The organism is Marinibacterium profundimaris (assembly GCF_002210095.1).
In the GTDB taxonomy this organism is placed as follows: Bacteria; Pseudomonadota; Alphaproteobacteria; order Rhodobacterales; family Rhodobacteraceae; genus Marinibacterium; species Marinibacterium profundimaris.
Genome location: NZ_AQQR01000007.1, coordinates 67,909 through 90,808, shown reverse-complemented (window position 1 = coordinate 90,808; position 22,900 = coordinate 67,909). Strand labels below are relative to the sequence as shown.

Annotated in this window: 10 protein-coding genes; 4 read left to right on the top strand and 6 right to left on the bottom strand. The window is 70.9% G+C overall.

All coding sequences use genetic code 11. The features are described from left to right. Positions 1–42: 42 nt before the first annotated feature. Positions 43–1,119 (top strand): GNAT family N-acetyltransferase, encoded by a 1,077-nt coding sequence (locus ATO3_RS16895; RefSeq protein WP_088651063.1) that lies wholly within the window; start codon positions 43–45, stop codon positions 1,117–1,119. On the opposite strand, the gene ATO3_RS16890 is transcribed toward ATO3_RS16895, so the two are convergent. Genes ATO3_RS16890 through ATO3_RS16880 form a run of 3 tightly spaced genes read right to left on the bottom strand, consistent with a single transcriptional unit; the run spans position 1,088 to position 5,507 of the window. Next, positions 1,088–2,404, bottom strand: a complete 1,317-nt coding sequence (locus tag ATO3_RS16890; RefSeq protein ID WP_088651062.1) for a glycosyltransferase — start codon at positions 2,402–2,404, stop codon at positions 1,088–1,090. The two genes, ATO3_RS16895 and ATO3_RS16890, sit on opposite strands and share 32 nt — an antisense overlap. Then, the gene (locus ATO3_RS16885) at positions 2,401–4,050 is read right to left on the bottom strand and encodes a hypothetical protein (protein WP_088651061.1); all 1,650 of its coding nucleotides are present in this window, start codon (positions 4,048–4,050) and stop codon (positions 2,401–2,403) included. The genes ATO3_RS16890 and ATO3_RS16885 overlap by 4 nt, the downstream gene beginning before the upstream one ends. Further along, complete coding sequence (locus ATO3_RS16880; RefSeq protein ID WP_143747296.1) at positions 4,047–5,507, bottom strand: hypothetical protein; 1,461 nt, start codon at positions 5,505–5,507, stop codon at positions 4,047–4,049. Before ATO3_RS16880 ends, ATO3_RS16885 begins: the two co-directional genes overlap by 4 nt. 624 nt (positions 5,508–6,131) lie before the next feature. Here ATO3_RS16880 and ATO3_RS16875 point away from each other — a divergent pair. From ATO3_RS16875 to ATO3_RS16865, 3 genes are read left to right on the top strand one after another with little or no spacing between them, the layout of a single operon-like run. Then, positions 6,132–8,219 (top strand): GumC family protein, encoded by a 2,088-nt coding sequence (locus ATO3_RS16875; protein ID WP_088651059.1) that lies wholly within the window; start codon positions 6,132–6,134, stop codon positions 8,217–8,219. A gap of 12 nt (positions 8,220–8,231) precedes the next feature. Further along, entirely contained in the window at positions 8,232–9,566 is a 1,335-nt protein-coding gene (locus tag ATO3_RS16870; RefSeq protein ID WP_233152189.1) for a glycosyltransferase, read from the top strand. Positions 9,567–9,575: 9 nt separating this feature from the next. Further along, complete coding sequence (locus tag ATO3_RS16865; protein WP_088651057.1) at positions 9,576–10,991, top strand: oligosaccharide flippase family protein; 1,416 nt, start codon at positions 9,576–9,578, stop codon at positions 10,989–10,991. An 18-nt stretch (positions 10,992–11,009) separates the two neighbouring features. Here the strand turns inward: ATO3_RS16865 and ATO3_RS16860 are convergent, their stop codons facing one another. From ATO3_RS16860 to ATO3_RS16850, 3 genes are all read right to left on the bottom strand, one after another. Then, positions 11,010–12,572, bottom strand: a complete 1,563-nt coding sequence (locus tag ATO3_RS16860; RefSeq protein ID WP_088651056.1) for a glucosamine inositolphosphorylceramide transferase family protein — start codon at positions 12,570–12,572, stop codon at positions 11,010–11,012. Between the two features lie 146 nt (positions 12,573–12,718). Continuing rightward, a complete protein-coding gene (locus tag ATO3_RS16855) occupies positions 12,719–18,862 on the bottom strand; it encodes a type I polyketide synthase (RefSeq protein ID WP_088651055.1) in 6,144 nt (2,047 codons plus the stop codon). Continuing rightward, the gene (locus ATO3_RS16850) at positions 18,859–22,893 is read right to left on the bottom strand and encodes a non-ribosomal peptide synthetase (protein ID WP_143747295.1); all 4,035 of its coding nucleotides are present in this window, start codon (positions 22,891–22,893) and stop codon (positions 18,859–18,861) included. Before ATO3_RS16850 ends, ATO3_RS16855 begins: the two co-directional genes overlap by 4 nt. Between the last annotated feature and the right edge of the window lie 7 nt (positions 22,894–22,900).

The window sequence follows — 22,900 nt, the reverse complement described above, 5'->3', positions numbered from 1 at the left end:
CCCGCCGCCGCTTGAACGCGTGAAGTGGTGCGGAGGGGTTGCATGAAGGTCGAATGGATCGCGGCGCACGACCTGGACAGCGGTCTGCGCCGGCGGTGGCGCGCAGTGCAGTCCGGGGCGCCGGTGTTCCGGAGCCCGTTCTTCTCGGTCGACTTCATGCGCATCGTCGCCCGCCACCGAAGCGACCTGCGACTGGCGCTGCTTCGCGATCCCGACACGCCTGCCGAGATCGCGGGCTTCTTCCCCTTCCATCGCCGTCCCGGGGGCCGCGGCGTGCCGCTGGCCGGCCCGATCGCAGATTACCAGGGCATCCTCGGCAGCACCGACGGGGTGGACCCGGCCAGGCTGCTCGAAAGCTGCGGTCTGTCGCATTTCGACTATGACCACGCGCTCGGCACCTCGCCCGTCTTCCGGCAGGAGGCATTCCGCGAGACCGCATCGCCGCTGATCGACCTCGGCGAGGGCTTTGATGCCTGGTACGGGTCCCGTCGCAGGGCGACGAGCGCGATCAAGACCACGGAACGCAAGATGCGCAAGCTGGAGCGCGAGATCGGCCCCGTCCGCTTCGATCCCGACGACCGCACGCCCGGGGCCTGGGACCAGCTTCTGGCCTGGAAGCGCGCGGCGCTGGCGGACAAGGGCGTTGGGCTGACCCTGGACACGCCGTGGGTGCAGGGCATCGCCCGTGACATCCACGAGGCCGACGGGCCGGAGTTCTCGGGCCGCCTCTCGACGCTTTATGCGGGGGACCGGCTGGTGGCCGCGCATTTCGGCATGCGCTCGGCCGACGCCTGGCACTGGTGGTTCCCGGCCTACGACCCCGAAATGTCGCAATATTCCCCGGGCCTTGGCCTGCTGCTGCACTGCGCCCGGCAGGCGGCCGAGGACGGCATGGCCGAGCTGGATCTCGGCCGGGGTAGCGAGCGCTACAAACGGGAATTCGCCAGCGGCGCGCGGCGGCTCTGCGAAGGCTCGCTGGAACGCGCGCTGGCGCCCATGGGCGCGGCGCGGCGTCTGCGCAAGACGCTGCATCGGGTGGCGGAGAACGTGTTGACGGAACATCAGGTCGACCTCAAGCGCCGCACGTTCAACAGGCTGCTGCGCGCCGGCCGGCTATAGCCCGCCCCGCCGCAGCCTCGAACAGATCCACCAGCACCCCGATCCAGGCCTCCGGCGTATTGGCCAGCTGCCCGGCCCGGCGCATGGCGTTTTCGCTGATCTCCCCGATATGTTCGGCCTCCATGTCACGGATCCGGACCAGAGCCGCGTCCAGAGCCGCCGGGTCATGCACGTCGAAGGCCATCCCCAGGCCCAGACGTTCCACGTCACCGGCCAGCGCCCCGCTGTCCGACAGCAGCACCGGCAGGCCACAGGCCGAGGCCTCGGCCACCACCAGCCCGAAGGGCTCCGGGTGGTGCGACGGCATGACCAGGGCGCGGGCATCGGCGACCAGCGCGCCGATCGCCTCGGCGCTCTGCCAGCCGGCAAGCGCGACGTCGGGATAGTCCAAGGCGATGCGTGCGCGCAGCGATCCCTCGCCGATCAACCGCAGGTGTTGGCCGGTTCGCGCCGCCGCACGGACCAGGTCCATGACGCCCTTGTCCTCTTCCAGCCGCCCCACGTAGACCAGCGTCCGGTTCTCCTCGGCCCGCACCCGCGTGGCCCGCCAGGGCGTGGCGGGGTTGCGGACGACCCGGACCATGGGCGCGGGAAACCCCGCGCGGACAAAGCCCTCGGCCTGGCGGGGATGGATCGCCAACACCCCGCCCCAGGGCGCCGACCGGTCAAGGCAGCGCCAAAGCAGCGCATGCCGCGCCACGCGCCACAGCTTGTGCGGGTAGGAGCGTTTGTCGCAATGGGTGGCCAGACAATCTGCGCCCAGCGGAACCCGGGTGCAGATGTCGTGATGGCGGTAATCCATGTACATGCCGTTCGGACAGGCCAGGAAACTGTCATGGGCATGTAAAAAGCACCGCTCGGCCACCGGGCGCAGCGCCTCGAATATCGCGGGCGTCAGGATCTGAGACCAGTTGTGCACGTGATAGACGGTGCCCGGCCCGTCACGGCGGGCGACAACCTCTTCGACCAGGCGCCGCGCGGCCGGGTCATGCATGCCCCTGGTCGCCGCCTGCAGCTTTGGCCGGGCCAAAAGGTCCGCGCCGCCGGCGGCCACGACCTCGACACCCAGCGCCTGCAGGTCGGGATTGTCGCCCGAGTCGCCGGTGATCAGCGTCACCGGAACGCCCCGCGCCCGCAGCCCGCGCAAAGCGGCCAGCATCAGCACCGCCGCCCCGCCGTTGGGCCGGCTGTGATCGTTGATCACCACGACCCGGTCGAGCCGCGTGGCGCCCGTCGCAGCAGCGGCCATGTCCGTGGGTCCCGAAACGAGGGTCTGGCCGGTCATCCAGCTCTCCGAAGCGTGATCCGCAGATCGGTGTGATCGCCCGCGGAATTGCCGTTGGGCCCCAGCACCACGTCCAGCACATCACCCGCGTGCAGATTCACCGAGGTCAGCCCCAGCTGTCGTGGGCCGGTCAGGACGTCGTGGGACAGGACCTCGCCATTGCGTTCCAACGCGATGCTGACGCCGTCTTCGCTTGCAGAAGACGGGCGGGCGGAGATTTCCACGTCCAGCGTCAGGTCCGCAGGCGCGGTGTAGCGATGCACGATCTCCAGCGGATCCTCGGGCCCCCAGGCCGACGGCACGGCCCAGCCGGCGCCGACCATCACCGACCCGTCCTGTTCAAAGCCCAGGTAAGGCGTCCAGGGCACGCCGTCGCGCTCCTGTCCGGGGCGGGGCTCCAGCGGCAGGCCCTCACCGCCCCGGCGCAGGAACAGATCCGCGCTGCCGGCCTGCGGGAACTGGTCATAACTGTCGGCCAGCACCTGCTGGACCCCCAGCGCGACGTTCTCGTCCAGGGTCGGCGCGATACCGTCGCCCAGGATCAGCAGCGGCTCGGTCCGCGACAGGACGGGGGCGGCCATGGGCTGTCCGGTGGCGTCCAGCGCCTCCAGCCCCGGTGACAGCGAGACCGCGCGCGGCGCGCCCCAGATCACCAGCGCATCAGGGCCGAAGGCGCAGGCATAGGTGAAGGGATCGGGCGCCACGTCCCGTGCAGGCCGGCCCTCCAGATGGGTGCGGATCAGCGCATAGGTGGCGCCGGTGTCGGTCAGCGCGCCATCCTCGTCCACCAGCGGCTCCAGCCCGTCGCCGCGCGGGCTGAACGGGTACCAGTCGGCCTGGGTCACCCCCGCCAGCGCCATCTGGCAGTAATAGCGCATCAGGTAGCCCGGCGCGGCCCCGGCATCGCGCGTGCCGAATTCGGTCACGGCCAGCGGCATGTCCTCCAGCCCCGGCACCTGCCGCAGGCGCGCGACCTGGCGGACGAATTGCTCGGGCTCGGTGGTGTAGGGGTGCAGGACGAAGGCGTCGATCAGGTCGCCCAGACCGGCCGCCATCAGCGCCTCTGCCCAGGCCACGGGGATGGAATGCGCCGCACCGCCCAGGATGCGCAGGTCGGGGCGCTCCGCGTGAACGGCGGGCACCGTCTGCAGGGCCAGCCGCACGTAGGTCCGGGCGCGCTCGGCCAGATCGTCGGGCCAGCCTTCGTGCTCTGCGAATTCGTGGGAATTGAACTCGTTCCCGATCTCCAGGCTGTCGATCAGCGGGAACATCCCGACGATCTGCGCGTGATAGCGGGCGAAGGCGGCCTGCCCCTCCTCGCTTTGCGGCGCGCGGCCGTCGTCCCAGCGCGGATGGCCGGTGTAGCCCAGCAGCGTCATGGTCGCGTCCCGCGCGCTCAGCATCCTGGCATAGGCTTCGCGGGTCGAGCCGAAGCGCAGCGTGCCGTCCATCTGCTCAACGTGGTTCCAGATGATCTCGTCCCGAAAGCGCAGGATCCCGGCCTCGGCCCCGCCCGCGACGGCCTGCGGCTGCCAGCTTTGCCCGAAGTTCGACGCCGCGCCCAGCCGCGGACCCTGCAGCCCGGGCCCGGCCCAGGCCATGGCCGCGCCGGAGGCGAGGCAGGCGGCAAGGACAGCGTGTTTCATGACCGCCTCGCGGCGATGGCGGATGAGGGTCTGCGCTGATGGCCCGGCCGCCGGGCCACCGGCATCGGCATTGGCAGGTCCCGCGCAGCGGCGGCGCTGCGCGACAGGCCCACGATCAGGCCTGCGAAGATGAAGAAGCTGGTGCCAAGGTTCGGTGTCGGCGCCGTGGGCATGGCGGCGATCACCTGTGCGAGGCAGGCCACCTTCAGCGCCTGGATCACGTGATCGCGGGTTTCGACCCCTGTCTGTGCCGGTGCCCGGAACATCGAACCGAGGAAGGCCAGGTAGGCCGCCGTCCCGAGGATGCCAAGACTGCCGAGGCAGGCCATCAGCCAGTTCGACGCACGCACGCTGCCCAGCCCGGCGCCCATGGTCCAGGTCTCGACGAAGTTCTTCCAGGCCTGGATGTTCCAGCTCATCCGCTCGACGCCGCTGTCGCTTTCCAGCTTGTTCAGAAGCGTGTCATCCAGGAACTCCGTCACCCCCGGCACCAGGTTGTAGGCCGTCACCACGCCCACCCCCAGCAGCCAGGTGCCCAGGATCATCCACACCAGAACCGAGGCCACCCGGCGCGAGAACCGCCCCCTGGACGCGACCCAGACAAGCCAGATCGAGTAGACACCAAGCAGCCCGATCAGCGCCACATAGGCCCCCGACGAGGTCGAGCGCAGCACGCAGAAGGCGGTCATGGCGAACATCGCCGTAACCAGCCGCGAGCGCGGCGCGATCACCCAGTAATGCAGCCAGAACCCGAACAGCACGACCGTGAAGGCGCCAAAGGCCGACGCCTCGGGGAACCCGCCGACCATGCGCTTGATCCCGGCCATCGTGTGCTGTGTCGCCATCGCGTAATTGGCGGTGCGGATCGGGTCCAGAAGCTCTGGCAGGCCGACGAAGGACGAAATCACGTCGATCATTCCCAGCCCGAAATTGACCGAGGTGCAGACCACCATCGCCGTCAGCACCGCCTTTTCATCGGGTCGTACGCGGAACAGCGTGGCCACGGCCAGGAAGCACGCGGCCGAGAGCACCATGTAGAAGGTCTGGGTGATGTTGCCGTTCGACGGGCCCAGCGGTATCGAGATGATGCGATCCGCGTTCACGTCGCGCGACAGGCCGAAGATGTCGGTCGCGCCGGCGAAGACCCGCGGCAGGAAGGCGGCCGAGAGCACGCCGTAGAGGATCACCAGCAGCAGCCAGAAGCCCGGCTGCCCGGGCCGCAGCGTACCCACCAATCGGTCGGGCCCGCCGGGACTGGCCGCGGCGATCAGCAGCACGAAGCACAGCGTCAGTTCCAGCTGCCCGATCGTGGCCCCGCCCACCGCCGGCAGGTTCAGCGCCGCCGCCGCGCCGAAAGGCGCAAGCCCGATGAAGGCCCAGAGCCCCCGGTAGGGCCCGATCGCGAACAGTGTCGCGATGGCTGCGAGAGCCAGAAATGTGCTGGGAACGATTTCCACAGACAACCTCGAAATGACTTGCAAATTCACACGCCGCACGCGGGCGAACGACATTCCGTCACATTCCCCTGCGCGACGGAGCGCAGGTGGCTCGGGTTCGGAAAACCATTCCTTGCGGCAATTTCAATTACGCTTGGTCAGACACCAAAATTTTGTCAACCAAGCTGCGGCTCGCCTATCCGACAGGGCTACGCCCGCCCTGGGCAAAACAGCGAAAATCCTTGCCCGGCCGATCTCCGCCCGTCATCCGCCTGCGGCCCTTACCTTCGTGAAAGGCGCCATAATCCCACGACAAAACAATGACTTAAGAAATACCAACCTCATGATTCCGGCGCCCGGAATTGTGACCTGATCCGCGCCGCGCGGCGCGTTTCAAATCGTGTCTTAAACATGGCGGCCGATCCGGTCTTCGTTCCCGATTGGGAAACGAAAGTAACACTTTGGCCGCATTATCCCGGCGGGCAACCTCAACCACCGCAATAATAACACATTCGTTGACTCCTGCCCCGGTGGCTCGCCACCAAGGCCGTGGCGAACGCGCCTCCACCGTCTTTGGACCGGGTCGATGGACGGACGTGTGTACCGCCTTTGGGGATTTGGCCTCTTTGCGGGGACAGTGAGATAATGAACACGGCGTTTTCGAGATCCGAGCAGATGCGGATCGATCCGGCCATTCGTGCGAGCCAGAAGCCGCGCGATCCGGATGCGGTCGATTTGCGCGGATTGCTCGGGCTATTCGTCAAACGCTGGAAGCTCATTTTCGGGTCGGCCCTGATCGCCGCCATTGCCACCTATCTGGCCGTGTCCCAGATGACGGCGGTCTATTCCGCCCAGGCCAAAGTGCTGCTGGACCCGTCGGGCGCCCAGATCCTGACCGGCGACGAGGTTCTGCAGACGCGCGAACCCTCGCAGCAGATCATCAACGGCGAACTGGCGATCCTGCGGTCCAACATCCTGATCCAGGACGTGATTGCGCAGCTTGGCTTTGATCGCGTGCTCCAGATTTCGCCCGGGATCGCCGAGCTGCCCGGGGATCAGCAGATGGATGCGCTGGTCTGGGCCGTACGCGAGAACCTTGCCGTCTATGCCGAGAACGAAAGCTACGTGATCGCGCTGGCCTTCCAGTCCACCGACCCCGCGCTGGCCCGCGATTTCACCAACACGCTGGCCGACCGCTACCTCAACCGACAGACCGAGACCCGGCGCGAGACGATCCGCCAGGCCGGATCCTGGATCGAAGAGCGGCTGAAGGCGCTTGGCGCCGATGTCGCCGCGCGCGAGGAACAGGTGGCGCAGATGCGCACCGACAGCCTGATCGCCAATGGCGGCACGCTTGAAAACGCCTCGCAGCAGATCGCGCGGCTGAACAACCAGCTGGTCGTCGCCCGCGCCGAACGCGCCACCGCCGAGGCGCAGGTGCGCCAGCTGGAACAGGCGCTGACCGACGGAACGCCCGCCGATGCCGCCGCCGTGGTTACCAGCCCCGTACTGGAGGAGTTGCAGGCCCAGGCGCTGGACCTGCGCCAGCAGGAGGCAAGCTGGGCCGAGACGGTGGAGGTCACGCATCCCCGCCGCGCCGCCATCCTGCGCGAACTCGACCAGGTCGACCAGCAGATGTCGCTGGAAGTGTCGCGGATCCTGCAGAAACTGCGCGGCGAATACGAGGTCGCGCGCCTGAGCGAACAGAGCCTCGGCGACACCATCATGCAGATGGAAGAGCGCGTCGTCGCAATTTCGCGCGGCGAGATCTCTCTGCGCCAGATGGAGCGCGACGCGGCCTCGGCCCGGCAGACCTACGAGGCGCTGCTGGCGCGGCTGACCGACACCCGCACCCAGGAACAGATGCAGACCTCCGAGGCCAAGCTGATCGAAAGCGCGACCCTGCCGACCTCGCCCACCGCGCCGCGGCCGAAGCTGATGGCGGCGATGGCGGGGTCGGTCGTCTTCGCGCTGGCCGCCGTGGCGGTATTCCTGACCGAGATGACGGCAACCACCTTCCGCACCGCCGCCGAGGTCAGGGACCAGACCGGCCTGCCGGTGCTCGCCTCGCTGCCCGCAGGGCGCTGGTCGTCGGTGAACGACTGCCTCAACGAATTGCGCGACACGCCCTACACGCCCTTCTCGGAAGCCGTGCGCAAGTTGCGCACGATGCTGATGATGCGCGACGAATTCGCGATCTCGACCTGCGCCGTGGTGCTGTCCTCCAGGTCGGGCGAAGGCCGCACGACGGTGGCCCTGGCGCTGGCCGAAATGGCCGTCCGGGCGGGGCGGTCGACCATCGTCGTCGACTGCGACCTGCGCGAGATGGGCATCGGCGCGCAGCCCGGCTGGGCCGTGGACTATGACCTGGCCGACGTGCTCACCGGGGAGTGCCCGCTGGAATACGCGATCAGCCAGCCGGTGAACCGACCCTTCGACGCGCTGGTCAACGCGCGGCCGCATCCCGACGTCGCCGAAGAGCTCAGCGCCATGGCGCTGAAACCGATCATCGAGCAGCTCAAGGCGCTCTACGACGTCGTCATCCTCGAGGGTCCCGCGCTGCTTGCGGCCTCGGAATCGATCATCGTCGCGAAGGCGGCCGACAGCTGCATCTACGTGGTGGAACACGACCGGACCGAACGCAGCAGCGTGCAGGACGGGCTGGGGCTGCTGCACGAAATGCAGGTGCCGATCGAGGGCGTCGTCCTGAACAAGGTGCCCGCGGGCGCGTGAAAGGTGTGAAGAATGGGCAAGACTGACAGCCCCGAAAGACTGCGCCTGGCCGCGCGAGGCGGCTCTGCCGACAGCCGGGCACCGGACGCACGGGGCCGGGACGTATGGGGCCGGGACGAATGCGGTATGGGCACGCGCCCGCAGTCGCAGGGCCCATGGCCCGCAGCGCAGGCGCCGGTTGGCCCGGCACCCTGGATCCTGCGTGGGTCCAAGCCGCGTGTGGCGCTGATCCACTACTGGCTTGTCGGCATGCGCGGCGGGGAAAAGGTGCTGGAGCAGCTCTGCCACATGTTCCCGGACGCCGATATCTTCACCCATGTCTACGAACCGTCGAAGGTCAGCGACGTGATCCGCCGTCACAAGGTGACCGAAACCTCGATTGCCCGCCTGCCCTTCGCGCGCAAATACTACACCAGGTATGTCTCGCGCATGCCGCGCGCGCTCGAAGAGCTGGACCTGAGCGGCTATGACCTTGTCATCTCGTCAGAGTCCGGCCCCGCCAAGGGGGTGATTCCCCAGCCCGAGGCGCTGCACCTGTGCTATGTGCATTCGCCAATGCGCTACATCTGGGACCATTACGGGATCTACCGGCGCAACGCCGATCCGATCACCCGGCGCATGATGGCGCCGCTGACCGCGCAGCTGCGCATGGCCGATGTCACCTCGGCCGCGCGGGTCGACGGCTTTGCCGCCAATTCCCGCTTTGTCCAGCAAAGGGTCATGAAATACTGGCGCCGCCCGTCGCGGGTCATCCACCCGCCGGTCGATGTCGCCCGCTTTCGTCCCGCGCCGGATACCGAGGTCGGCTCCTTCTACCTCTATGCCGGCGAACTCACGGCCTACAAGCGCCCGGATCTCGCGATCGCGGCGTTCAACAGGCTGGGCCTGCCGCTGGTGGTGATCGGCGGCCCGTCGAAGGCCGAGAAGGCGCTGGCGAAGAAAGCGAACAGCAACATCCGCTTCCTGGGCCGCGTGTCGGACGAGAAGCTGCGCAAGTATTTCGCCGCCTGCCGCGCCCTGGTTTTCCCGGGCGAGGAGGATTTCGGCATCCTTCCGGTCGAGGTCATGGCCTCGGGCCGCCCGGTGATCGCCTATGGCAAGGGCGGCGCGCTGGATTACGTGGTGGACGGGGTCACCGGCACCTTCTTCCGCGACCAGAGTGTCGATGCGCTCGTCGAGGCCGTGGACCAGTTCGAAACCGAGCGGATGTACCGGCTCGACAGCCAGCGGATCGTCAGCCACGCGCAGAATTTCGACGCGGCGCAGTTCCGCGCCGGGATGGCCGATTTCCTCGCCGATCACGGCATGCCGGTGGCCGCGCCGACCACGCTGCGGCAGTCCGCGTAAGGCCGGTCGATGCTGCGCACGCTCAGCTCGGCCTTCGCCATCGGGGTTGCCGCGCGGATCACCGCGCAGGTGGCCGCCTTTGCGCTGATCCTGGTGGCCTCGCGTGCGCTAGACCTGGCGGAATTCGGCAGCTACGCGATTGCCGCCGCGCTGATGGTGATCACCACCACGCTGGTCTACACCGGCATCTACCACCTGCTTCTGCGCACCGACGACATCGCGCGCGACCGCGACACGTTCTTCGCCATGCAATTCGCCATCGGCGCCAGCGGTGCCACGTTGATGGCGGGCCTTGGCCTGTGGATGGGCGGGCCCTCGGCGGGCGGCACCGCCTTCGCGCTGCTGGCGCTGGCGCCCAACCCGGTCTTCGCCGCGCTCTCCGCCTGGCTCGAGGCGCATCTTGTCCGCGACGCCCGCATCCGCACCACCGCGCTTGCCACGCTGGGGGCCGAGCTGGTGGCCCTTGGCACCTCGGTCGCCATGTTCCATGCCGGCTACAAGCTGGAGGCGCTGGTCGCCGGGCGCTATACATCGATGGCCTTCATCCTGGTGGTCTACCTTGGCCTTGTGCGCCGCCTGCCCGGCCTGACCTGGCGCTGGGAGAGCGCGCGACACGGCCTGCAACAGGCCTGGCCGCTCTGGGGCTCGTCCTCGCTGGGGATGCTGTCGAATTACGGCGCCGACCTGATCCTGGGCGCCTTCCTGGCGCCCGCCGCCGTCGGCACCTACCGCGCCGGGTCGCGGGTGGCCAATACCGCCGCCGACGTGGTGCTGCAGCCCTTGGGCCAGATCAGCTGGGCCCGCTTCGCCCGGCTGGAGGCCAATGCAAACCGCGACGACATCCGCGCCGCCTGGAAGGAGAACGTGGCGCTGTGCGTCGCCATCCTCGCCCCCGCGATGCTGACCGTCAGCCTGCTGGCGCCGGGCATCGTGTCGGTCCTGCTGGACCCGTCCTGGGGCGCGGCCGCCGGGGTCGTGGCGCTGCTGGCGCTGGCGCGGTCGGTCGACAGCCTGGTCTTCCTGCTGGAGCCCACGATGACTTGCCTCGGCAAGGGGCGGCTCCAGTTCTTCGTGCGCCTGGGCGACGCGGCGCTGCTGGTCGCCCTGCTGGTCACCATCGGCCGGGTCTCGGCCGAGGCCGCGGCCATGGCGATCGTGGTGAAGGCGGCAATCGTGGGCGGTGTCGCGCTTTGGGTCATGGCTGCCGCGCTGCGGGTGCGGCTGCCGGACCTCGTGGACATCCTCGCCCCGGGCCTTGGCCTTGCGCTGGTCTGCCTGCTGGTGATCCTGACCTTCCGCTCGGTGCCTGTGGCCGCCGGTCCCGCCGCCGACCTGTTCCTGACCGCCGGCGCCGTTCTGGTCACCTGGGCGCTGGCCATCGCCGCTCTGATGAAGAGCCGCTGGCTGACCCTGCCCACGCCCTGAGCCGAGGCGATCGCGCGCCTAGCGCCGCCGCACGTCGAAGATCACCCGCCCGTTCAGCGCATCCACGTGATGCAGTCCGATCAGCCCCTCGATCCCGGCGGTGTCCGGCGTGACATGCCGCACCAGCCGCTCGCGGTAGTCCCGGGGAGAGAGGCATTCGATCTCCATCAGGCACAGCCCGTAGCCATAGACGCCGTGCGAATTGTCCTGGGCCACGCGATAGAGCCGCCCGTCCTCTTCGAACACGCGCCCGCCGCCCCGCGCCACGCGCGAGCCCAGGACGACCGGGTTCAGCGGATGCGGCTCCACCCGGGTCATCCCGGGCCCGTCGACGCGGAAGACGTGCAGCTCGGAACAGAAATCGCCAAAGCTGTCGCGGCAGATATTGGTAAAGAGCCACCATTGCCCGTCCTGCTCGACCAGCGCACTGTCGGCGCAGGGCGTGCCCTCCAGCGCGGTGCGGTGCAGCTCCCATCTCAGCGGAAACTCGACCGCGCGCCACAGCTCCAGCCGCCCGGACTGGTGGCTTTCGGGCAGCATGAAGACCTCTCCGTCATGGGCGAAGACGAAAGGATAGGAGAGGTGGTAGTCGGGCGTCAGCACCGGGCCGAGCGGAACCAGCCTGTCGCCGTCGAGCCGTCCGGCGGCGATGTGGCCGCGGTCGGCGGCATAGTCGTAGACCTCGAAGAAGACATGCAGCCCGGTTGGGTGGTCGATGAGGAAGGGATCCGCCCAGTACTGGCCGGCAGGGGCGTCGAACTCGACCGATTGGGCCGGGTCGAATTCCAGCGCCGTGCCCTGCGCAAGCCGCAGACAGAACCGCCCGGGCCGGCCGCCCACCTTCGCCCGCAGCCTGTCGGCCACCCGTCGCGCCACCTGAAGCCCGGCGCGCCGGGCATAGCCCGCCAGCCCCGGATCAGAGACCGGCTCGCCGTCCGCCTGCCCGTCAGGGCGCGCCGGACGGTCCCGGGCCCCGGCGGCACGCCGCGCCAGTTCATGTTCTGCCAGCTGGACCGCCTTTTCCCGCTGAAAGCTGCGGTTGCGGGTGGCCAGGAACTTCGTGTCATAGCTGGCCTGCGCCAGCTCGCGCCATGTGCCATCGGCGCGGTCGAGGCCGCACAGCCGCACCCGGGTCTCGGCGGCGCCGGCCATCGCCTCGGCCACCCCGGCCAGCGGTGCGCTGGTGCTCAGCCGCCAGAGCCCCTGCGCCGCCCGGTCCGCCAGCGCTGTATCGGCGGTTCCGGCAAGGTCGAGCACAACGTCCACGGCATGGACGTGCTCCGCGCCGATCTCCGGCAGATCGGGCAGGAGCGCATCGAACGCGGGCGTCGCGACACCGGGCCACCGGTCCACGCCGCGTGCCTCGAGCGCGAGCACCCGGCCCAGCAGACCGCCCTGAACGTCCGGCTCCGCCCTTGGCGCGTGCGACAGCGCGACGATCCGCAGGGTGTCCGAGGTGGCAAGCCGCTCAAGCATCCGCGCGCAACCGGGGTCGTCGCGCCAGCCGTCGGGCAGCACGACGGCAAGGCAGAGCCGCCGCGCGGCAGGGCCGTCCGGGGCAATATCGGAAAGGCGGGTCATGCCGCCATCCTGCCGCCCCCGCCCCATGGCGCAAGCGCCCTTGGCCGGGCCCGGGCACGGCCACCGGAATACTGCGGCCTCCCGGGAACAATCGGGGCCCGGATCCCCCGCCTTTCGCGGATCGGGGACAATCTGTCCCGCCCGCCTCAGCCCGCCTCGCGGCGCGCCTCGGGAAAGAGCTGTTTCACCAGGGCGGCGGCCAGCAGGGCGGGGCTGTCGTGGGTTTCGATCAGTGTCGGGTTCAGCGCGATGCCCAGCCCCCGTTCGATCCGCGCGGCCATTTCCAGCGCGGTGAGGGACTCCAGCCCCAGCTGCAGGAATTTCACCTCCGGATCAAGCTGATCGGCGCGCAGGCTCAGCACGTCGGCCAGCGTGTCGAGGATGAAGCCCGTCAGCCGCTCCACCCGCGCCTCGGGCTCCAGCCCCTCGAGCGCCAGCGCCACCTCGGCCGGCGCCGCCTCCGGCGCGGCCTCGACGATGCCCTCCAGGTAGCGCTCGGCCGCCAGGGCCGGTGCGCCCTTCTGCAGCGCCACGGGGTCAAGCCCGGTGACGATCACGTCCGGGCGCCGGTCGATCATCGCCGCCCCCAGCGCCTGCAATGCATGGGCCGGGGCCATCGGCGGCAGGCCGATCCGCGCGCCCAGATCCGCCGCACCGGAGCGGGCCGCCATCCCCGCCTCGCCCCAGCCGCCCCAGGCGATCACCCGGGCGCCCAGCCGCGTGGCCAGCGCCTCCATCGCGCCGTTGGCGGCGGCATAGGCGGCCTGCCCCGGCGGCGGCATGTGGGCGCTGAGCGAGGAGAAGACCACGAAATGATCCAGCGTCTCCGGATCCAGCAGCCCGGCAAGATGCGCCAGCCCGTCCAGTTTCGGCGCCGCGGCCCGGGCGAAATCCTCCGGCTCGACACTGTCGGCGCGGCGGTCCTCCAGCACCCCGGCGAGGTGAAAGAGCCCACCGATCCGCGTGGTCTCCAGCACCGGCGCCATCGCCGCGCGCAGGCCCCCGGCATCGGTGATGTCGGACGCCACAACGTCGACCGTCACGCCGGACAATTGCAGCGCACGGATCGCCGCGCGCGCCTCGGCCCCCGGGGCGGAGCGGCCCAGCAGCACGAGGTGCCGCGCGCCCAGCTGCGCGAGGTAGCGCGCCACGGCCAGCCCCAGCCCGCCAAGCCCGCCGCTGATCACGCAGGCCGCATCCGGCCGCAGCCCCGCGAGACTGCGCGTCACCGGCTCGGGCGGCTCGGTCAGGTCCACGACCAGCTTGCCGACATGCTGCGCCCGCGCCATCTTCAGGAAGGCCGGTACGGTATCTGTCGCCGGCACGATCTCCACCGGCGGCAGGGCATAGAGCCCCTGCCCCACACCCTCGAACACCTCGTCCAGCAGGGCCGACAGCATCACCGGCCGTTCGGAATACATCCGCGCCAGGTCCACCGCCGCGAAGCTGAGGTTCGCGCGGAAGGCCTGCAGCGGCAGGGACCCGCCCTCGTAGATGTCGCGCTTGGTGATGTCGACGAAGCGGCCATAGGGTGCGAGACAGTCGATGCTTGCCGCCATCAGGTCACCGGCCAGCAGGTTGATCACAACGTCGACGCCCTCGCCCTCCGTCGCCTCTAGCACGCCCGCGACGAAACTGTCATCGCGCGAGGCAAGGACAGCCTCGGCGCCCCGGTCCAGCAGCAGCGCGCGTTTCTCTTCACTGCTGGTGGTGGCGAGGATCCGCGCCCCGCAGGCACGCGCAACCTCCATCGCGGCAAGGCCCACGCCCCCGGCGGCGGAATGGATCAGCACCGTCTCCCCCGCCTGCAGCCGCGCGACGTGGCGCAGCGCATGGATCGCCGTGGCATAGACCACCGGCAGCGCCGCGGCCTCGGCCGGGGACAGATCGCCCGTGGGGCGGACAAACCGCGCATCGACCAGCACGTGGCTGGCCAGTGCCCCGGCGCAGAGCGCGACGACCCGCGCGCCGGGCGCGCAGCCGTCGACGCCAGGCCCGGTGGCCTCGACCACGCCCGCGCATTCCGAGCCGAGCGCGCTGAGCGGCCCGGACGGCAGGTCCGGCCGCCGCCCGAGTGCGGCCAGCACATCGAGGAAGTTGAGCGAGGCGGCCTCGACCCGGATCAGCACCTGCCCGGGGCCGGGCACGGGACGCGGCAGGCTGCGGTAGCCCAGGGCCTGCATCTGCCCCGGCTCGGGGGTTTCCAGCCGCAGGGCGGCGTCCTTGGGCTCTTCCGGCGTCACCGGGTCCGGCGCCACGTCTTCCATCCGCGCCAGCATAAGCTGGCCCTCGCGGATCGCGCATCGGTTCTCGGCCGGGTCGGCGGCGAGAAGCCGCGCGAGCAGGTCCAGATCGGCCTTCGACGGCGTCAGCGCCAGGTCGATGCGCCGCAGCTCCAGCGTGCCGGTGTATTCGGCGGCAAGCGCGCCCAGCATGGACCAGATCCCCGCCGCACCGGGATCGCGCGCGGCGCCGGGCATATCGCTGGCCCCCCGCGTGATGACGTCGACCCGGCTGCCCGGTGGGGCGATGGCGGCCAGGCGCGTCACCTGGTCCAGCAGCCGGTGCGCCACATGGGACAGGGCTTCGGCATCCTGCGCCTTGCCGGCCTCGGGCGCGAGGATCACGTGATGGATGGCCCCGGCCGGCAGCTGCCCGTCGTAGGGCGCGCAAACGCAGGCGCAGGCAGCGGCCACCGGCTCCGCCAGCGGCGCGTCGGGCTCGGCGATCAGCACATCGGGCCCGGCGCCGCCCGGCGCGGGGTCGGAAGGGATCCAGTGGGTGGCGACACGGCGCGCCGCGCCCGTCACCGGCCCGGTCATCTGCGCGGCGCCAAGCCGGGTCAGCGTCAGGTCGCGGATCTGCAGCACCACGTCGGCGCCCTGCGTCACCAGCAGGTCGACAAAGACCTGGGCTTCGTCCTCGCTGGCCCCGGTCCGCCAGGCGCTCACCGCCAGCGGCTGGCCCGGGTCGATCGCGGCAAAGGCCTCCAGCGTGCCGATGGCCGACGGCAGATAGGCCTGCCCGCCCTGCGCCCCGGTATCGAGGAAGACGCCGGCAGCCACGTGCAGGATGGCGTCCATCACGGCCGGATGGACGTGGTAGATGGCGCAGTCTTCGGCGACCTCGTCGGGCACGCGGATCACGCCGTGGGCCGCGCCGGCACCATAGTGCAACTGCGTCACGCCGCGAAAGGCGGGGCCATAGTTCAGGCCCACGGCGGCGAGACCGTCGTAGAATTCATTGCCGTCCACCACCTGTGCATCCGCGGTGGGCGCCGGGGCCACGGGACGGCGCCCGGGCGTGCCCCGGCGCAGGCCGGCCGAGGCGATGGGCAGCGGGGCCGCCTCTCCCTCGCCCTGCAGCGCGACCTCTAACCGGGCGCGGCCGCCGTCGGTCCGGCTTGACATCAGGATCCGCGCATTGGCGCCATCGGCCAGGGAGACCGGGCGATGCAGGACCAGCTGCTCGATCTGTCCGTCCTCGCCAAAGGCCTCGCGGGCGCAGGCCAGAGCCAGTTCGACCCAGAGCGCACCGGGCAGAACGACCCGGCCCGAGAGCCGGTGATCGGCCAGGTAGGGATCGGAACCGGGGCCAAGCTCCAGCACCAACTCATCGGCGGGGGCGGCGGGCGCCTCGGCGCGCGGGGCCTCGATCCAGTGGCGCTGGCGGTCGAAGACATAGACCGGCGCGGGATGAGCGCGGCCCGGCGCGTCGGCTTGCCGCGCGAAGGTGCGCAGCGGCAGGCCGGCGGCGCGCAGCTTCACCCGGGCGGCGGCCAGGGCCTCGTCCGGCGTGCCGCCCTCCTGCAGGCCATGGATCACCGGCATCTCGCCCACGACGCGGACGTAGGGCGCCAGCTGCCGCTCGGGGCCCAGCTCCAGCCAATGGGTCGTACCGAGACCGGCAGCCTCGCGCAGCGCCTGGTGCAGCAGCACCGGCTCGGCGGCGTGGCCGCGCCAATAGGCGGGGTCCGTGAGACGGTCGGGATCCAGCACCGCGCCGGTGCGGGTAGAGACCAGGGTGCCCTGCCCCGGTCCGGGCTCCAGCACCGTCGCGGCCTCGGCCACGGCGTCAAGCGCGGGGGCCATCATGCGCGAATGGTAGGCCCGGGCGACGGGCAGGCGGATCGCGCGCAGGCCGGCGGCGGTCAGGCGGGTTTCGGCCTCGGCCACCGCCCCGGGCAGGCCGGCCAGAACCAGCGCGTCGGGCCCGTTGCGGGCCGCGATGTCGAGATCGGGCAAACCCATCTCCAGCGCCCGCGCGCCGTCCTGCGGCACCGCCAGCATCGCGCCCTCGGCACAGAGCCGCTGCATCGCAAGGCCGCGCCGCGCCGCGAAGACCAGGGCGCTGTCCATCGTCAGCAGACCGGCGGCCACGGCGGCCGAGATCTCTCCGATCGAATGGCCCACCACGACCTTCGGCTGCACGCCCTCGGCCGCCCAGAGCGCCGCGCCGGCGACTTGCAGCGCCACGCAGAGCGGTTGCACCTGTCCCGGCTCCACCGGCTCGAAGGCGCCCTTCACCAGCACGTCCATCACCGGCACATCGTAGGGCGCCAGCACCTGCGCCGCGGTCTCAAGCGCCGCGCCGAAGGCGGGGTTGGCGGCATGGGCCTGCGCCCCGGCGCCGGACAGCCGCGCGCCCTGCCCGGCAAAGAGCCCGCCCAGTACCAGCGCCTCCGGTGCGTGGCCCACGGCCGCCAGCGGATCGACCTGTCCGGCGGCGGTGTCCTCCAGCCGTTGGGCGATCTCGGCCCGGCTGCGCCCGGTGACGGCCAGCGTCACCGGCAGCGCGGGCCGGCCGCGCCCAAGGTCGGCCATCAGCCGGGACCAGGGTCGTTCGGGCGCGGCGCGCAGCCAGGCGGCGGCCTGCCCGGCCATGGCGCGCAAGCTGGCTTCGCTGCGCGCGGTCAGGGACATGTAGCAGGCGGTGGGATCGGCCGGCGGGATCTGGCCGCGCGGCACCTCGGCCTCTGCCGGGGCCTCGGCCAGGACCAGATGCGCGTTGGTGCCGCCGATGCCGAAGCTGCTGACCCCGACGCGGCGCGGCCCGGCACGCTCGGCCCAGTCCTCCATCCCGCGCGCAAGCCCCAGCGCCGGAGCCTCGTCCAGCTCGGGGATCGGATCGCCCGCCATCAGGCTGGGCGGCACCGCGCGGCGTTCCAGCATCAGAACCGCCTTGGCAAGCGCCGCCGCCCCCGCCGCGGTTTCCAGGTGGCCCATGTTCCCCTTGATCGACCCCACGCGCAACGGCCCGTCCGGCCGCGCCGCGACGCCGAAGACCTGGGCCAGCGCCCGCAGCTCGATCGCGTCGCCGATGCGGGTTCCGGTGCCGTGCGCCTCGATCACGTCGATCTCTTCGGGGCGGCATCCCGCCACGCTGAGCGCCTCGGCAATGACGGTGATCTGGCCCTCGACGCTGGGCGCGACAAAGCCGACCTTCTGCGCGCCGTCGTTGTTGATCGCCGTGCCCTGCACCACTGCGCGGATCGGATCGCCATCGGCCAGCGCGTCCTCCAGCCGGCGCAGGGCGAAGACGCCCACGCCGTTGCCGAAGACGGTGCCCGTCCCGGTCCGGTCGAAGGGGCGGCAGACCCCGTCCGCCGCCATCACCCCGCCCGGCTGGTGGCGATACCCCACCAGGTGCGGCGCGCGAACCGTCACGCTGCCCGCCAAGGCCAGGTCGCATTCGCCCGACAGCAGGCTTTGCGCCGCCATGTGCACCGCGACCAGCCCGGTGGAACAGGCGGTCTGCACCGTGACCGCCGGGCCGCGCAGGTCCAGCCGGTAGGCCACTGATGTAGCGAGGTAATCCTTGTCGTTGCCGACAAAGGCCCCCATGATGTTGGTCGACGCGGTGCGGTCGATGGTCGGAAGGATGTTCTCGGTCAGGTAGCTTGACAGGCTGGCGCCACCGAACACCCCGATCTGCAGATGATCCCGCCCGCTGGCATGGCCCGATTGCTCCAGCGCCTGCCAGGCATGCTGCAGGAACAGCCGCTGCTGCGGATCGGTGCCGGCCGCCTCGGCCGGGGTGATCCGGAAGAACCCGGCGTCGAACATGTCGAAATCCGCGATCGGCGCGCAGACGGGGATGTAGTTCGGATCGTCCAGCACGCGCTCGGCCACGCCCGAGGCCAGCAGCTCCTCGCGGCTGAGCTGGCGCAGGCCCGAGCGCCCCTCGGACAGCAAGGGCCAGAGCGCCTCAACACTGTCGGCCCCGGGAAAGCGGCCCGCCATCCCGGTGATCGCGATGGCGCTGTCCCCGTAAAGCGACAGGTCGGTCATGGCCGGCGCCCCCGGCTGCGGCGGCGTTCGCCGCGCGCTTTCGCGGCGGCCATGGCGCGGCTCGCGGGATCCTGCGGCGCCTGCTGGTCGTCGCTGCCGGCGGCCTCCTCCGCAGGGGCCTGCCGGGCGGCGATCAGCCGGGCCAGCGCGCGAAGCGTCGGGTAGTCGAAGACCTCGGCCACGTCGAGTTCCACCTCGAAGCGCCGCTGCACCTCGCTGGCCAGTTCCACCAGCTGCACGGAATCCGCGCCAAGCGCGAAGAACTCGGTGTCGAGGTCGATCTCATCGAGATCCATCAGCTCACCGGCCAGCACCAGCAGCGCCTGTTCGTGGGCGCCGCCGCCGCGCGCGGGCTCGGGCGCCTTGCGGCGCGCGGCCGGATCGGCCAGCCGTGCCAGCGCCTTGCGGTCGATCTTGCCGTTGGCGGTCAGCGGGAATTCCGGCAGGATCACGTAATCATGCGGCCTGAGGTAGCGCGGCAGCCGCGTCTTCGCCTCGGCCCGCATCGCCTCCACCGGATCGCGGCTGAGCGGACCCACGGCCTCGGTCACCGCGTCGGGCACCCCGCCGAGGAAGCCGTGCAGGAAATCCTTCGTCCCGAAGCCCGCCGCGTCGGCCGCGGGCCCGGCATCCATCGCCCCGATCGGGCAGATCCGCAACGCGGTGTCCAGGCTCGCCTGGGTCAGCGCCTGCCCGATATAGCCCGCTTCCATTAGGCAGAGATCCCGGGCCAGCGCGCCGTATTTCGGCTCGATCGCCGCGCGGTCGGCGAAAAGCATCAGGCCGAAGCCCGCCGCCTCGGCCAGGGCGCGGTTATGCGGGAAATGCCGGTCGGGCCCGGCTTGAGGATCGGCCGCGACGCGCGTCAGCTGACCGTCGGCGCCCACGTGGTAGAATCCGGCCTCGACCCCCTCGACCCGGCCGCCCGCGACCGAGAGATAGGCCCGCACCGGGTAGAGCGCGCTGGCCGAGGGCCAGGCCCGTTTCACCCCGCGCTCGACCGCGCCGGCGACGAAGACCGACAGCAGCGCGGCGAGATCGGCGAAGGGCACGACATCGGCGGTGAAGCCGCGCGGCGAGCGGCGCTGCCCTAGGGCAGCGCGCGCCGCCTTGCCGCCATCGGGGGCGAAGCTGATCTTCAGGTCACCCTCCGGCGCGGCGGGCAGGCTGGCGCCGCCGCCTTCGCCACCGGCGCCTTCGGCCAGGGTGGCGAAGGCCACCAGCCGCTTGTTGCCGAACTGCGTGCCGATCGCATCCACGACCACCTGGCCTATGTCCGGCGCCTGCGCCAGCGCATGGGCCACGTCGCCGGTTTCCACCCGCAGGCCCTGGATCTTCACCTGGGTGTCGACCCGGCCCAGCAGGATCACCTCGCCATCGGTGCGCACGCGGGCCAGGTCGCCCGTGCGATACAGCCGCTGCCCGCTGCGCGGATGGGTCACGAAGGCCCGCGCCGTCAGGTCGGGCGCGCCGAGGTAGCCCTCGGCCAGCCCCACTCCGCTGATGAAAAGCTCGCCCTCCACCCCGTCGGGGCGCGGCTCCAGCCGGTCGTCCAGGACATGCAGGCCCTGGTTCGCCAGCGGCACGCCGTAGGGGATCGAGGCGCCGCCGGTATCCTCGGACCGGATCGGATGATGCAGCGACCAGATCGCCGCCTCGGTTGCGCCGCCCAGGCTGACCACCTCTGCGCGCGGCGCGACCTGCCAGATCTCGGCCGGCAGGCCCGGCGGGATCCAGTCGCCGCTCATCATCACGCGGGTCAGCCCCGGCAGCTTGCGCCCGGTCCTCTGCGCCTCGCGCACGGCAAGGCCCATCAGCGCGGGCACGCTGTTCCACAGGGTGACGCCGTGGCGCTCGATCGCCTCCAGCCAGGCGGCCGGTTCGGTGCGCTGTCCCGGCGCGGGATGGATCACGGCGCCGCCGGCTGCCCAGATCCCGAAATGATCGAAGACCGACAGGTCGAAGGTCGGCGCGCTCAGCGCCAGCACGCGCGTTTCCGGACCGAGCCCATAGCGCGCGACGAGGTCCGCGCAGGTGTTCCAGGCCGCCGCATGGGTCATCACCACGCCTTTGGGTGTCCCCGTGGTGCCGGAGGTGAAGATGACATAGGCCCTCTCTCCCGGCGCGCGCTTGGCCAGCGGACGGGCCGGTGCCACGCTGTCGTCGGGATGCACCACGCGCCAGCCGCCCTCGGGCAGCGTCGCGGCCTGCTCCGGCGTGGCGACGATCACCTTCGGCCGCAGGAGCGCCAGCTCCTGCGCGCGGCGGTCCGGCGGCGCCGAGGGGTCCAGCGGCGCGTAGGCGCCGCCCGCCGCCAGCACCCCCAGAACCGACGCCGCATGAGCGGCGCCCGGCTCCAGGATCACCGCGGCGGCATCGCCGGGCGTCAGCCCGGCGCCCTCCAGCTTCGCGCGCATCGCATGCGCGCGCCCGGCCAGTTCGCCATAGCTCAGCGCGGTATCGCCCTCGACCAGCGCCAGGGCGTCCGGCGTGGTTTCAGCGCGGTCAAAGACCGCGCGGTGCAGAAGCTCCGACGCGATGTCGCGCGCCGTGTCGTTGCGCGCCGCCCGGACGGCCATCTGCGCCGGGGGCACGCAATCGGCGGGTCGCTTCCAGGCCTCGTCGCTTTCGGCCAGCGCGTTCAGCAGGCGCAGATGCGCCGTCGACATCCCGGCCACCAGCCCCTCGGCAAAAAGCTCCCGGATGTGATCCCAGTAGAAGGCGATCCCGTGGTTCGACTGCAGGATCTGGTGGTCCAGCATCACCTGCGGTGTCTGGCTCAGGCCCCAGTCAAGCTCGCCCAGAACGGTATCCCGCCCCACGGCGTCCTGATGCGCGAGCAGGTTGGTCAGCACCACCGGCGCCACCAGCCCGCCGACCTCGGCGCTGCCCCGCGCGATGCGCAGGTCGCGCATCACCGACAGGCCGGAATAGGCCCGGTGCCGCAGAGACCGGCGCACCGACTGGGTCATGGACGTGATGGTGTCGAGGAAGACCGGCCCCGTGCAATCGGTGTCGATCAGCACGTTGGACGTGAAATTGCCCAGCGGCACGCGCCGGTCCGCATCCGTGGCAGGCGGCGCGAAGATCGGCATGTTCACCAGGAACCGCCGCTTGCGCGACCAGGCGGCGATCACCTCGGCGAAGGCCGCGTTCATCACCGCCGGAAGGGTCGTGCCATGGGCCCTGGCGCGGGCCGCCAGGGCATCGGCCACCGCCTGCGGCAGGAACCCCTCGTGCCGCACGAAACGCGACTTCTCCAGCGTGCCGGGGTCACGGACCAGCGGCAGGTCCGGCGCGGCGGGCAGATCCGGCAGCGCCTCGCGCCAGTAGGCCTCGGCCCGGGCCAGGGCGCGCGCGGCCTTCTCCGGGCGGGGCGTCATGCGCGCCTCGCGGTAGCTGATCCCGGCCAGCTCGGTCAGCGGATCGCCGCGATAGGCCCGCGAGAGATCCTCGATCAGGTGATGCACCGTCGCCGCGTCGGCACCGATCAGGTCAAAGAGGAAACAGACCCGGTCGAACCCGTCGGCCCGGTAGAGCCGCACGTCGAACAGCGGCCAGCGGGCCGGGTCGAAGGTACGATAGGCCAGCTCCTCGCGCAGGGTGTCCAGCATCGCCTCGGCCTCGGCGCAGGGCTTGCCGCGCGCATCGACCACCGGCAGCGTGACCTTCGGCGTCTGCGGCAGCACACGCTGGCCGTCGGCGCCCTCGATCACCACGCGCAGGATGTCATGACGGTCGATCAGCCCCTGCCAGGCCCGGGCAAGCCGGTCCCGGTCCAGCGGCGGCGTCTTCATCTCCATGTAAAGCTGGCATCCGCGCCCGCCCAGCACCAGATCCTCGCGCCGGCCCGTCAGATAGGCCGCCTGCAATTCGCTCAGTGGAAACAGCTGGGCCGCCTGGGCGTCGGCCTCTTTGCCGGGCCGCCCCCCGGTCGCCTTGCCGCGCGGGTCGTCCGGCATGTCAGTCATGCCCGTCATCCGCGGCTGATCGGGAAAGAGATACTCGTCGGTCATCCTGGGTTCGCTCAACGTCCTG

Bases quoted from the DNA above. Each gene is read 5' to 3' on its own strand.
- ATO3_RS16875 (WP_088651059.1), top strand. From the start codon at position 6,132: ATGAACACGGCGTTTTCGAGATCCGAGCAGATGCGGATCGATCCGGCC.
- ATO3_RS16855 (WP_088651055.1), bottom strand. From the start codon at position 18,862: ATGACCGACCTGTCGCTTTACGGGGACAGCGCCATCGCGATCACCGGG.
- ATO3_RS16865 (WP_088651057.1), top strand. From the start codon at position 9,576: ATGCTGCGCACGCTCAGCTCGGCCTTCGCCATCGGGGTTGCCGCGCGG.
- ATO3_RS16870 (WP_233152189.1), top strand. From the start codon at position 8,232: ATGGGCAAGACTGACAGCCCCGAAAGACTGCGCCTGGCCGCGCGAGGC.
- ATO3_RS16860 (WP_088651056.1), bottom strand. From the start codon at position 12,572: ATGACCCGCCTTTCCGATATTGCCCCGGACGGCCCTGCCGCGCGGCGG.
- ATO3_RS16890 (WP_088651062.1), bottom strand. From the start codon at position 2,404: ATGACCGGCCAGACCCTCGTTTCGGGACCCACGGACATGGCCGCTGCT.
- ATO3_RS16885 (WP_088651061.1), bottom strand. From the start codon at position 4,050: ATGAAACACGCTGTCCTTGCCGCCTGCCTCGCCTCCGGCGCGGCCATG.
- ATO3_RS16895 (WP_088651063.1), top strand. From the start codon at position 43: ATGAAGGTCGAATGGATCGCGGCGCACGACCTGGACAGCGGTCTGCGC.